The organism is Vibrio sp. HENC-03, assembly GCF_000305755.2.
Classification (GTDB): domain Bacteria; phylum Pseudomonadota; class Gammaproteobacteria; order Enterobacterales; family Vibrionaceae; genus Vibrio; species Vibrio owensii.
On the sequence record NZ_JH976131.1, the window covers coordinates 17,356 to 29,347 of the forward strand.

Genomic DNA, 11,992 nt, shown 5'->3' on the forward strand with positions numbered 1-11,992 from the left:
CTTAAATCCCGTGTTGTTAGCCTTTTAGACGATTCTCTAAGAAAGGCACCAGCTCTTCGTGTGCATGACGTAATAGTGCCTCAGTTGAATCCCAATTGATACATGCGTCGGTGATAGATACGCCGTATTTCATCTCTTCAAGAGCGAGGTCAGAAGATTGGTTACCTTCATTGATATGGCTCTCAATCATCAAGCCAATAATCGACTTATTGCCTTCACGGATTTGGTGAATCACGTCTTCTGCGACCAATGGCTGACGACGGTAATCTTTACGTGAGTTTGCATGGCTACAATCCACCATCAGTGAAGCGTCAAGACCAGATTTCGCCATCTCTTGCTCACACTCGTTAACCGATACTGAATCGTAGTTAGTTTGCTTGCCGCCACGCAGAATCACGTGACCATTCGGGTTACCTTGCGTAGTCAGAAGCGCGACTTGACCTTCACGGTTAATCCCCATAAAACGGTGGCTAGAAGAAGCCGCTTGCATCGCGTTAACAGCAGTAGCCAAGCTACCATCCGTACCATTCTTAAAGCCGATTGGCATAGAAAGACCACTTGCCATCTCACGGTGTGTTTGTGACTCAGTCGTACGAGCACCGATCGCTGCCCAGCTAAAGGTATCCGCAAGGTATTGCGGGCTGATTGGGTCAAGAGCTTCTGTTGCCAGCGGGATTTCCATCTCTGCCAATTCAACCAGCAGTTCACGACCAACATGCAGACCATGTTCAATGTCGAAGCTGCCGTCTAGGTGTGGGTCATTGATTAGGCCTTTCCAACCAACTGTGGTTCGAGGCTTCTCAAAGTAAACACGCATTACAATATACAGTTGGTCGCTTAGTTGTTCTGAAAGAGCTTTTAGACGCTTAGCGTAATCCTTCGCTGCCTCTACGTCATGGATAGAACATGGTCCACATACAACGAGTAGACGATGATCTTTTTTGTGAATGATGTCAGCGATGGTTTGACGAGACTCTTGAATAAAACGACGTGCTTTTTCACTTAGAGGAAGCTTCACTTTTAGCTCCTCTGGCGTGATCAGAACTTGTTCTTCGCTGATGTTGATGTTGCTCAATTCACTTCTTTGCATAACCTTGACCTGTATATTTATGTTTACACCCAACCAATTCCTTGGTGAGGCAACTAAGCTTTATCGACAAGATAACAGGCTAAAAAAGAATTACAACCGTACACAATAAAAAACATTTAATGTAAATTTATATTTACACCTAAAGAAAAGCCGAAATGCAGAGCACTTCGGCTTTAAATGGATGTTTTAGAAAGTTTACGTCTCCCCCTGAACAAACCATTATTCAGGGGTGAGATGGCTAGCCAACCAATCGCTTCATAGCTTCAGAGGCGTCTTTCCACTCTTGCGAAAGTTTTAGCTCGCTTAGAGAAAAGCTTTGCTTCTTCAACAAGGCATCAGCTCGAGGAACAGAAGTGATTGGTAGATTATCAAGCACCTCAACTTGCGCATCGCGCTTATTGCAAACCAGCAGCATATCGCAGCCAGCGTTTAGTGCTTGTGCGCCACGCTGAGCAGGGCCACCCATGATCGCAGCTCCCTCCATGGTCAAATCATCAGAGAAGATCAAACCGTTAAAACCAAGTTGCTGGCGCAGGATTTGTTTAAGCCAATACTCAGAGCCACTAGCAGGCTGATCATCATAATTTGGGAAAATGACGTGAGCAGGCATCATCGCGTCTAAGATTCCTGCATCGATTTGCGCTTTGAAGATAGCCATGTCTTGCTCAAAGATATCGCTACGCTCATCGTACGGTGTCTCTAAGTGTGAATCAGCAATCACACCACCATGACCTGGGAAATGTTTGCCCGTCGTCGCCATACCGACACTCTTCATGCCCTGCATATACGCGGTGCTGTGACGTAAAATGGTGTCCAGATCCTCACCAAAGGCACGGCTACCAATCGCTTTACACTGGTGACCTTTATCTAGTACTGGTGCGAAGCTTAGATCGATATCATGAGCAATCAACTCAGCAGCCATCAACCAACCGCCCAGACGAGCCAGCTCTTCACTGTTTTGGTGCTTGGCGTATTCGTCTGCCGCAGGAATCAATGAGAAGCCTTCACGAAAACGCTGAACACGTCCACCTTCTTGGTCAACACCAATCAAAATCGGACGTTTCGCCGCTTTGCGGATAGATTGGGTAAGAGCTTGAAGCTGTTTGCTGTCATGGTAGTTACGCGTAAATAAAATCAAACCACCAACCGTTGGATGCTCCAAAATTTCTCTGTCTTCTGCAGTCAGTTCATAGCCTGCAACATCAACCCATAATGGTCCCATTTTTTCTCCTCAAAATCGGCTGAATATCTCGTATTCGATGAGGTTATTCGCTTCAGAATTGCTTTACAATAAGTGAATCGAAGAATTGACGGAATTGGCTGTGAATCTTAACAAACTGTATGTCGGTGTGATGTCTGGAACCAGTATGGATGGTGTAGATACCGCCCTGGTTGAAATTGAAGATAACCGTGTTCGCTTAATCGCACACGATGATTACCCAATGCCCGCTCATATTAAGCAGACGCTTTTGTCGGTTTGCACTGGGCAAGACACGAATCTAAAAGCCATTGGTGAGCTCGACCATCAACTTGGCCATCTGTTTGCCGATGCGGTTTTACAGCTACTGGATAAATCCGGCTATTCCGCAGAGCAAATCCGAGCCATTGGTAATCATGGTCAAACCGTGTTCCATCAGCCAACTGGCGACCTGCCCTTCACCACCCAACTGGGTGATGCCAACATAGTTGCAGTCAAAACTGGCATTGATACCGTGGCAGATTTTCGTCGTAAAGACATGGCGTTAGGTGGCCAAGGTGCACCGCTCGTCCCAGCTTTCCATAAAAGCATTTTTGCCATGCAAGATTCCACCACCGTGGTGCTTAACATCGGTGGAATTGCCAATATCTCGGTACTTCATCCTGAGCAAGCAGTGATCGGCTACGATACGGGTCCGGGCAACATGTTGATGGATGCATGGTGTGAACAACACACCGGACGAGGCTTCGACAAAGACGCGCGATTTGCTCTACAAGGCAACACCGATGCAGCACTACTAACTCAACTCTTAGCAGAACCTTACCTCGCTATGTCGGCGCCTAAGAGCACCGGCCGAGAGCTGTTCAATATCGATTGGCTGCATCATCAGTTAGCTGACCACAATACCTCAAAACAAGATGTGCAACGCACGCTGTGTGAATACTCGGCGAAGACCATTGCAAACGAAGTGGAGAAATTCACGTATGGCCAGCAGCCACAGCTGTTGGTGTGTGGAGGTGGGGCGAGAAACCCCCTACTGATGCAACGTTTAGCGGAACTTCTGCCGCAGTGGCAAGTCGCAACAACGGATGATAAAGGTGTCGATGGCGATTATATGGAAGCCATGGCGTTTGCTTGGCTTGCTCAGCGACATATTGACGGGCTACCAAGCAACTTACCTGAAGTAACCGGTGCGAGCCGTCTTGCTTCGCTGGGTGTGCTCTATCCTAAAAACTAAATACGTTGTGCTAGCCACAGCGAAAAAACAAATCGAAATCAGTATTCAAAAGGCTTAAACCACTATGACAAATGACGCGCTTATTGCTGCTCTTGCCCATCTAGTATCAGAAGGTCGTAACCCAGATACGATGGACATCGATTTACTGCCCTCTCTGGACATTGTTCAGCGACTTAATCAGCAAGATAAGCTCGTACCACTTGCGGTTGAGAAGGTTTTACCCGAAATCGCACTCGCGGTGGATAAGATCACCGACGCATTTAAAGTCGGCGGTCGTCTAGTTTACATGGGCGCAGGCACCAGCGGCCGTTTAGGTGTACTTGATGCATCGGAATGTCCGCCAACATTTGGCGTATCTGACAAGATGGTGGTTGGTCTGATTGCGGGTGGTCCAGAGGCGATTCTAAAAGCAAAAGAAGGTGCGGAAGATTCGCCGGTTTTAGGTGAGCAAGACCTAAAAGACATCAAATTCACAAATCTCGATGTTGTCGTCGGTATCGCTGCAAGTGGCCGAACACCTTATGTTATTGGTGGTTTGGAGTACGCCAACGAGATCGGTGCAACCACGATTGCGCTATCTTGTAATCCAGATTCGCCAATCGCCGACATAGCCGACGTCGCAATTAGCCCTGTTGTAGGCCCTGAAGCATTGACTGGCTCAACACGTTTGAAATCAGGTACCGCGCAGAAACTGGTGCTAAACATGCTAACAACCGCAAGCATGATCCGTTTGGGCAAGAGCTATCAAAACCTGATGGTTGATGTGAAAGCAACCAACAATAAACTCGTCGCACGCGCAGCGCGAATTGTGATGCAAGCGACCGATTGCAGCAAAGAACAAGCAACCGAAGTGCTTAAGCAGACGGATTATGAGGTGAAACTGGCGATCTTAATGATCCTGACCGATCTTGATATTGATTCTGCTCGTGCCCACCTACACCACCAAGACGGCTTCTTACGCAAAGCAGTGGAAAACCACCAGCCGAAATAAATCTTGAGTCCGGCAACTCAAACCTGTAGATACAAGACAAACAAAAAGGAGACCTCGTGGTCTCCTTTTTTATTTTAGATATCAAGATTTAGTCTTCATACAACCATTCATCAAACTCTTGGTTAAGCTTGTCATTTGCTTTACGTTTGATGTGATCAGGATTCGTTATGTTCTTAACGTTCTCTACTTTATTGGTGTACTTGCGAGTGGTTTGGTTTACTTCTCGCTTCACTTGGTTCTCGACATAAGTACCGTCAGTGACTTCTTTAATATTACGCTTGGTATTGTTGATGGTATTGGTAATACGATGCTTATCGTGATCGTATTTACGCTTCATCTTAATCGACTCTTTCAACACGTTGGTCGCACCAACCGTTAAGGGCAACAATGCTAATGCGACCAAAAAATACTTCTTCATGTTTTCATTTCACTTCTGATTGAATCTCAAGCCATAAGTACAGCAAAGCAATAAAATTCAAATGTCAGAAGATCAACAAGCAAAACCACAGTCTTGATTATGAAACAGATCTAGTTGCTGTATTCATTCCAGCCACGTTGCCATTCCATACGGAATTTTTGTGCCCCAGGCGTTCCCTCACATACACCTTCATAATACTGACCAGACAAGCCCATTTGGTAAGCAAAATCAGGATTACAATATTCAGTTACCCCTTCAAGGTAACCTTGGTCATAATCACCTTGCTTTACATTTCCTAACGAGCGAAGTTCTTTCATGGTACGAGAGGTATGCCCAGCGACACCATCTTGATAACCGATCTGGTACCAATCTCCGGACTGCGCCAGTTCTTCCGTTGTTGCCGCACACCCTGCTAGTAAAGCCAGCGCCAAGCCTAACGTTGCCTTTTTCATCATTCTTCCTTAACTAATTGTTTTCAAAACAAGCTTACCACTAAAGCCTGTGCTTTGCCGCTTATCTGTTGATTTCACCACTTAACTCTTGAGCTCGCCGCTCACCCTTAATAACCACCGCTTAATAGTTAATAGAACCACTCAGCCCTAAGTACGACCACTAGGCAAACGATAAAACCACTTAACCGTTATATCGACCACTCGCTTCTCTATTCGACCACTCATCCATAGAGCGAATGCACTTAGCAAAAGAGATGAATACCATACATCCTGAGCTTAAAAAATTACCCTACCTAACAAACCAAGGACAATTGCTATGATGTGGTTTCTAACCTGTGTCGCAGCCCTCATCGGCGGATACTTCATCTACGGTGCTTTCGTTGAGAAGATTTTCGGCATCAATGAGAATCGTCAAACGCCAGCTCATACTAAAACGGACGGCGTTGACTACGTTCCAATGTCAACCAAGCGTGTTTACCTTGTTCAGCTTCTGAACATCGCAGGTGTTGGTCCTATCTTTGGCCCAATCATGGGTGCCCTATACGGTCCTGCTGCAATGCTTTGGATTGTTGTCGGCTGTATCTTCGCAGGTGCGGTACACGATTACTTCTCAGGCATGCTTTCTGTTCGTAACGGCGGTGCATCAGTACCAACGATTACGGGTCGCTACCTAGGTAATGGCGCAAAACACTTTATGAACATCTTTGCCATTGTCCTATTGCTTCTTGTTGGTGTGGTATTCGTATCAGCGCCAGCAGGCATGATCACAAACCTAATCAACGACCAAACTAGCTTTAGCGTAAGCATGACAACCATGGTTGTGCTGATTTTCGCTTACTACATCATCGCGACAATTGTTCCTGTAGACAAAATCATTGGTCGTTTCTACCCATTGTTTGGTGCGCTACTGATCTTCATGTCTGTAGGCCTAATGACTGCTATTGCTTTCTCTAGCGAACACACTGTGATGGGTGACTTCCAAGTAAGCGACATGCTAACTAACTTAAACCCGAACGATATGCCTCTATGGCCTGCACTATTTATCACTATCGCATGTGGTGCTATCTCTGGCTTCCACGCAACTCAGTCTCCACTGATGGCGCGTTGTATGGAGAATGAGAAGAACGGTCGCTTCGTATTCTACGGTGCAATGATTGGTGAAGGCGTTATCGCGCTAATCTGGTGTGCTATCGCTCTGTCTTTCTTCGGTACGCTTGATGGTCTTGCAGAAGCAGTGAAAAACGGTGGTCCTGGTAACGTGGTATACAGCGCTTCATTCGGTCTACTGGGTGTATTCGGTGGTGTGATTGCTTTCCTTGGTGTTGTTATTCTGCCAATCACATCAGGTGACACAGCATTCCGCTCAAGCCGCCTGATTCTTGCTGAGTACTTCGGTATGGAACAGAAAACACTGCGTAACCGTCTTCTAATGGCTCTACCATTGTTCGTTATCGGTGGCATTCTGACTCAAGTAGACTTCGGTATCATCTGGCGCTACTTCGGCTTCGCAAACCAAACAACAGCAGTAATGATGCTTTGGACTGCATCGGCTTACCTACTACGTCACAACAAACTGCATTGGATTACGACTATCCCAGCAGTATTCATGACAACCGTGTGTGTAACTTTCATTCTAAACAACAGCACGCTAGGTTTTGGTCTGCCAATGCAAATCTCAACCATCGTAGGTATTGTGTTCTCACTAGCGGTAACGGCTTACGTTATCAAGATTTCTAAAGGCAAAGGTGAGACTGAGCTAGCAGATGACGAGAAGCCACAAGCAGCCTCAGAAACCGCATAATGAATACCTTCGCTTGCTAACCGATTCATTATCGATATCTGGATAAAACCAAGAGCCTGCCCTTCGCAGGCTCTTTTTGTTTCTCTTCGAAGATTTAATTCACTTACAATAAAAACATCATTTTTAGGTTAGGTTCGTTATGGAACTGGTCATCTCCCTTCTACAACAAATGTGTGTTTACTTAGTGCTGGCTTACATGCTGAGTAAAACGCCGATCATTCTGCCCCTGCTGAGCATCTCTTCACGCCTCAGCCATCGGCTCATTTGTTATGTGCTCTTTTCTGGCTTTTGTATCCTAGGCACCTACTTCGGCTTACAGATTAACGACGCCATCGCCAACACTCGTGCTATTGGTGCGGTAATGGGCGGATTATTTGGCGGGCCTGTTGTCGGCTTTGCGGTTGGCTTTACTGGCGGCATCCATCGCTACACCTTAGGGGGTTTTACAGACTTAGCCTGTGCTATATCGACCACAGCAGAAGGCTTAATTGGCGGTTTATTGCATGTTTACCTGATTAAACGCAACAAAGGCGCAATGCTGTTTAATCCAAGCGTGGTGTTCAGCGTGACCTTCGTAGCAGAGATCGTACAGATGATTCTGTTGCTTGCCGTTGCCAAACCATTCGACCAGGCCTATGAACTCGTTTCAGCGATTGCAGCCCCAATGATCATCGCGAACTCCGTTGGTGCCGCTCTGTTTATGAGTATCCTGCAAGATCGTAAAACCATTTTTGAAAAGTACTCAGCGACCTTTTCACGCCGAGCATTAAGCATTGCCGACCGCTCAGTTGGTATTCTCAGCACCGGCTTTAACAGCGAGAACGCCGATAAGATTGCCCGAATCATTTATGAAGAAACCAAAGTAGGCGCGGTCGCCATTACTGACCAAGAGAAGATTCTGGCTTTCGTTGGCATCGGTGATGATCACCATAGGCCAAATACTCCGATCTCATCGCAAAGCACACTCGATTCAATGGAGAAGAATGACATTATCTACCTCGATGGCAGTGAGCGCCCTTACCAATGCTCATTAGCGAAAGATTGTAAGTTGGGCTCTGCGCTGATCATTCCTTTGCGCGCAGGGAAGGAGGTAGTGGGAACCATCAAACTCTATGAGCCAAAACGCAAGCTGTTCTCTACTGCGAACATGTCAATGGCGGAAGGCATCGCTCAGCTTCTTTCCAGCCAAATCTTGTATGGCGATTATCAGCAGCAACAAACTCTATTAGCTCAGGCAGAAATCAAACTGCTGCACGCTCAAGTGAACCCACACTTTTTGTTCAATGCACTTAATACCATCAGTGCCATTACTCGTCGTAACCCTGATAAAGCACGAGAACTGATCCAAAACTTGTCGCACTTCTTCCGTAGTAACTTAAAACAGAACATCAATACGGTGACGCTGAAAGAAGAGTTAGCACATGTGGATTCTTACCTTTCTATTGAGAAAGCGCGTTTTACTGATCGATTGGAAGTCGAGATCGACATTGAACCAGAATTGCTCGATATCAAGCTACCGAGCTTTACTCTCCAGCCTTTAGTTGAGAATGCCATCAAACATGGTATTTCCAATATGCTAGAAGGTGGCAAGGTAAAGATTTACAGCCAAACACACCCGCAAGGCGCACTGATAACCGTTGAGGACAACGCAGGAAGCTACCAGCCGCCAAAAGAGAATCATTCTGGTTTAGGCATGGAAATTGTCGACAAGCGCTTATCGAATCAATTTGGGCGTGATTCAGCGCTAAAAATTACCTATCAGCAGCACCAATTTACTAAAATGAGTTTTATCATTCCCCACTCGCGATAAGCACAGTTAAAACGCATAAAGGTAATTTTGGATGTTAACCGCTCTCGTCATTGATGATGAACAGTTTGCCCGTGAAGAGCTGGCAGAACTATTGGCTGAAACGGGTCACATAGAAGTGATTGGCGATGCGTCAAACGCCATTATGGGGCTTAAGAAAATCAATGAGCTGAAACCGGATGTGGTGTTCCTAGATATCCAAATGCCTCAGGTGACGGGCATCGAGCTTCTGGGCATGTTAGATCCAGAGACCATGCCCTACGTGGTATTTGTGACCGCTTACGATCAATATGCGATTCAAGCTTTCGAGGACAATGCGTTTGATTACCTACTGAAACCCGTCGATCCATGTCGTTTGACGAAAACAGTAAAACGCCTTAATAAAGTCATGAGTCAATCCGCGCTCACTCAGCAACTGTCTGCCATCGCCCCAGAGTGCCTAGACCAGATTCCTTGCATTGGACACAACCGCATTGTGATCATGGCAACCGAAACGGTTGAGTGCGCTTACAGTGACATCAGTGGAGTACATGTACGTTCCACCAGCCAAACGGCGAGCACACAGCTCACGCTAAAAACCTTGGAAGAGAAAACCCCATTGGTACGTTGTCATCGACAGTATCTGGTTAGCATCAAAGCCATCAGCGAGATCAAGCTATTAGAAAACGGATTGGCCGAAATCATTACCAAAACAGGTTTTGAGATCCCGGTGAGCCGTCGTTACCTAAAGGTGCTCAAAGAGCTGCTAGGTATCAGTCACTAAGCGCAAATTCTGGCGAAATCGTGTAGAAATTCCCAATAAAAAAGGCGACCTTGTGGTCGCCTTTTTGGTGTTTGATTCGTCTTAATCGACCTGCTTGATTTGCAGTTCTTTTGGTACTTCGAAGAACATGTTCTCTTCACGGCCAAGCACTTCATCAACCGCTTCTGCGCCAACCAACTCTTTGATGCGATCTAAGATTTGGTTCACCAACTCTTCTGGTGCAGATGCCCCCGCCGTCACGCCAACTTTTACTTTACCCTCAAACCACTCAGGCATGATGTCTTCTGGGCAGTCTGTTAGGTAACCTGGTGTGCCTAGCTTTTCAGCCAGTTCTTTTAAACGTGTTGAGTTCGATGAGTTTTTAGAACCCACAACAACCATCACATCAACATCGGCAGAAAGCTCGCGTACCGCATCTTGACGATTTTGCGTCGCGTAGCAGATGTCGTCTTTACGTGGACCTTGAATGTCTGGGAATACACGGCGTAGCTCTTCAATTACGTCAGCGGTTTCATCAACAGACAGTGTCGTTTGGCTCACGTAGTGCAGATCCGATGGATCTTTCACGATCGCTTTTAGCTTCTCAACATCGGCTGGCGTTTCCACAAGGTACATACCGCCTGTATCACTTGAATACTGACCCATCGTGCCTTCCACTTCTGGGTGACCAGCGTGACCAATCAGTACCACTTCCATATTGCGACGACTTGCACGTGCCACTTCCATATGTACTTTGGTTACCAGCGGACAGGTCGCATCGAATACCGTTAGGTCACGAGACTTCGCTTCTTGACGAACAGCTTGAGATACACCATGAGCGGAGAAAATCACAATGTTGTTGTCTGGCACTTCGTGCAGTTCTTCAACGAAGATAGCACCACGCTGTTTTAGACCTTCAACCACAAAACGGTTATGCACCACTTCATGTCGAACATAGATAGGTGGCTGGTACATCTCTAGCGCACGCTCTACGATGCTAATCGCGCGGTCAACACCAGCACAGAAACCACGTGGGTTAGCTAACAGGATTTTCATTTCATTGCTCATGGAAGTTATCTTTTATTTGGTTCGCTATTCTACTGACAAAATTTCGACTTCGAAAGTCACGTCTTGTCCCGCGAGTGGATGGTTGAAGTCCACAGTTACTGAGTCGCCAGCAATCTCAGTAATGATGCCCGGGATTTCCATTCCATCAGGACCGCTGAATGCCATGATTGTGCCGACTTCAACTTCCGCTTCGCCAACAAATTTAGTGCGGTCCATATGGTGGATATGGTCTGGGTTTGGCATGCCAAAAGCGTCCGCCGCTTTTAGTTCAATTGCCTTTTGTTCGCCTACTTGTAAGCCTAGTAGGCATTGCTCAAAGTTCTCACTCAAGCTGCCATCGCCCATAATGAACTTAGCAGGCTTGCCCATATTATGTGTGCTGTCCGCTACAGAGCCATCTTGCATTTTGATGGTGAAGTGCAGCGTTACTGCTGAATCTTGATTTATTGTTGTCACGTTACTGCTTCCTTGTTCTTGGGTTTCCTGCGCTCTATCTGATCACGTACTGTGATTGCTTTTTATTGTACGAAGATGCGCGGATTGGGCTCCAACATAATAAAAAGCGTCGTCCGAATCAACGGACGACGCTTAGGGTTATTCGATATATCGCAAAAGATTACTTGTCAGCGTCCTTTTTGCGGAAGCCATCAAGAATGATCATTGCTGCACCAATACAGATAGTTGTATCTGCGAGGTTGAATGCTGGCCAGTGGTAATTACCCCAGAAGAAGTCTAGGTAATCAACAACAAAGCCATGAACAACACGGTCAAACACGTTGCCCACTGCACCACCAATAATCAGTGCGTAAGCGATGTTGTTCCATTTTTCTTTGGCTGGAAGCTTGCTCATCCAGTAGGTCAAAAGACCTGTCACAACAAACGCGATACCTGTGAACAACCAGCGCTGCCAACCTGCTTGATCGCTCAAGAAGCTGAATGCTGCACCGTAGTTATGAACATAAAGTAGGTTGAAGAATGGCAGCACCTCAATTCGGTTTGCCCATCCGTAGCCCATGTTGTCCATCACCACCAATTTGATGCCAATATCTGCAATAAATACCAGAATTGCTAACCAAAGCCAGCGAACTCCAGATTGCTTTAACGTCAGTGCTTTTTCACTCATTACTTTACCTACAAACAGCCCCAGTAAATACTGGGGCTGTTAATTTTAAAAAAAGTTCAGTCGTT

Annotated in this window: 12 protein-coding genes; 5 read left to right on the forward strand and 7 right to left on the reverse strand. The window is 46.3% G+C overall.

Going from position 1 to position 11,992, the window contains the following annotated elements; genetic code table 11:
* Window positions 1-16: 16 nt before the first annotated feature.
* Window positions 17-1,090, reverse strand: coding sequence for a 3-deoxy-7-phosphoheptulonate synthase (locus VCHENC03_RS02805; protein WP_005425327.1), 1,074 nt, complete (start codon window positions 1,088-1,090; stop codon window positions 17-19).
* A gap of 238 nt (window positions 1,091-1,328) precedes the next feature.
* Entirely contained in the window at window positions 1,329-2,312 is a 984-nt protein-coding gene (gene nagZ, locus VCHENC03_RS02800; RefSeq protein WP_009707685.1) for a beta-N-acetylhexosaminidase, read from the reverse strand.
* Between the two features lie 100 nt (window positions 2,313-2,412).
* Here nagZ and VCHENC03_RS02795 point away from each other — a divergent pair, with 100 nt between their 5' ends.
* Both VCHENC03_RS02795 and murQ read left to right on the forward strand, forming a co-directional pair.
* Window positions 2,413-3,525 (forward strand): anhydro-N-acetylmuramic acid kinase, encoded by a 1,113-nt coding sequence (locus tag VCHENC03_RS02795; RefSeq protein ID WP_032803076.1) that lies wholly within the window; start codon window positions 2,413-2,415, stop codon window positions 3,523-3,525.
* A gap of 64 nt (window positions 3,526-3,589) precedes the next feature.
* Window positions 3,590-4,516: an N-acetylmuramic acid 6-phosphate etherase gene (gene murQ / locus VCHENC03_RS02790; protein WP_009707687.1), complete on the forward strand. Its 927-nt coding sequence runs from the start codon at window positions 3,590-3,592 to the stop codon at window positions 4,514-4,516.
* A gap of 88 nt (window positions 4,517-4,604) precedes the next feature.
* Here murQ and VCHENC03_RS02785 read toward each other — a convergent pair whose 3' ends face one another.
* Window positions 4,605-4,934: a hypothetical protein gene (locus VCHENC03_RS02785; protein ID WP_005440588.1), complete on the reverse strand. Its 330-nt coding sequence runs from the start codon at window positions 4,932-4,934 to the stop codon at window positions 4,605-4,607.
* 110 nt (window positions 4,935-5,044) lie between these two features.
* Window positions 5,045-5,386 (reverse strand): DUF2799 domain-containing protein, encoded by a 342-nt coding sequence (locus VCHENC03_RS02780; protein ID WP_009707688.1) that lies wholly within the window; start codon window positions 5,384-5,386, stop codon window positions 5,045-5,047.
* A 316-nt stretch (window positions 5,387-5,702) separates the two neighbouring features.
* On the opposite strand from VCHENC03_RS02780, the gene VCHENC03_RS02775 reads away from it, so the two are divergent.
* The 3 genes from VCHENC03_RS02775 (at window position 5,703) to btsR (ending at window position 9,757) form a co-directional block, all read left to right on the forward strand.
* Window positions 5,703-7,187 carry a carbon starvation CstA family protein gene (locus tag VCHENC03_RS02775; protein WP_005440585.1) on the forward strand — a complete coding sequence of 495 codons (1,485 nt, stop codon included), beginning with the start codon at window positions 5,703-5,705 and terminating at the stop codon, window positions 7,185-7,187.
* Between the two features lie 139 nt (window positions 7,188-7,326).
* On the forward strand, window positions 7,327-8,997 hold the full coding sequence (locus tag VCHENC03_RS02770; RefSeq protein WP_005440583.1) for a sensor histidine kinase: 1,671 nt from the start codon (window positions 7,327-7,329) through the stop codon (window positions 8,995-8,997).
* Between the two features lie 31 nt (window positions 8,998-9,028).
* On the forward strand, window positions 9,029-9,757 hold the full coding sequence (gene btsR, locus VCHENC03_RS02765) for a two-component system response regulator BtsR (RefSeq protein WP_009707689.1): 729 nt from the start codon (window positions 9,029-9,031) through the stop codon (window positions 9,755-9,757).
* Between the two features lie 81 nt (window positions 9,758-9,838).
* Here the strand turns inward: btsR and ispH are convergent, their stop codons facing one another.
* From ispH to lspA, 3 genes are all read right to left on the reverse strand, one after another.
* A complete protein-coding gene (gene ispH, locus VCHENC03_RS02760) occupies window positions 9,839-10,804 on the reverse strand; it encodes a 4-hydroxy-3-methylbut-2-enyl diphosphate reductase (RefSeq protein ID WP_005440578.1) in 966 nt (321 codons plus the stop codon).
* A 24-nt stretch (window positions 10,805-10,828) separates the two neighbouring features.
* Window positions 10,829-11,260 carry an FKBP-type peptidyl-prolyl cis-trans isomerase gene (gene fkpB / locus VCHENC03_RS02755; RefSeq protein WP_009707691.1) on the reverse strand — a complete coding sequence of 144 codons (432 nt, stop codon included), beginning with the start codon at window positions 11,258-11,260 and terminating at the stop codon, window positions 10,829-10,831.
* A 160-nt stretch (window positions 11,261-11,420) separates the two neighbouring features.
* Complete coding sequence (gene lspA / locus VCHENC03_RS02750; protein ID WP_005440576.1) at window positions 11,421-11,927, reverse strand: signal peptidase II; 507 nt, start codon at window positions 11,925-11,927, stop codon at window positions 11,421-11,423.
* Window positions 11,928-11,992 lie beyond the last annotated feature (65 nt).

Coding starts and splice junctions, on each gene's coding strand:
- VCHENC03_RS02805 (WP_005425327.1), bottom strand. CDS start 1,090: ATGCAAAGAAGTGAATTGAGCAACATCAACATCAGCGAAGAACAAGTT.
- nagZ (WP_009707685.1), bottom strand. CDS start 2,312: ATGGGACCATTATGGGTTGATGTTGCAGGCTATGAACTGACTGCAGAA.
- murQ (WP_009707687.1), top strand. CDS start 3,590: ATGACAAATGACGCGCTTATTGCTGCTCTTGCCCATCTAGTATCAGAA.
- VCHENC03_RS02785 (WP_005440588.1), bottom strand. CDS start 4,934: ATGAAGAAGTATTTTTTGGTCGCATTAGCATTGTTGCCCTTAACGGTT.
- VCHENC03_RS02780 (WP_009707688.1), bottom strand. CDS start 5,386: ATGAAAAAGGCAACGTTAGGCTTGGCGCTGGCTTTACTAGCAGGGTGT.
- VCHENC03_RS02775 (WP_005440585.1), top strand. CDS start 5,703: ATGATGTGGTTTCTAACCTGTGTCGCAGCCCTCATCGGCGGATACTTC.
- VCHENC03_RS02770 (WP_005440583.1), top strand. CDS start 7,327: ATGGAACTGGTCATCTCCCTTCTACAACAAATGTGTGTTTACTTAGTG.
- btsR (WP_009707689.1), top strand. CDS start 9,029: ATGTTAACCGCTCTCGTCATTGATGATGAACAGTTTGCCCGTGAAGAG.
- ispH (WP_005440578.1), bottom strand. CDS start 10,804: ATGAGCAATGAAATGAAAATCCTGTTAGCTAACCCACGTGGTTTCTGT.
- lspA (WP_005440576.1), bottom strand. CDS start 11,927: ATGAGTGAAAAAGCACTGACGTTAAAGCAATCTGGAGTTCGCTGGCTT.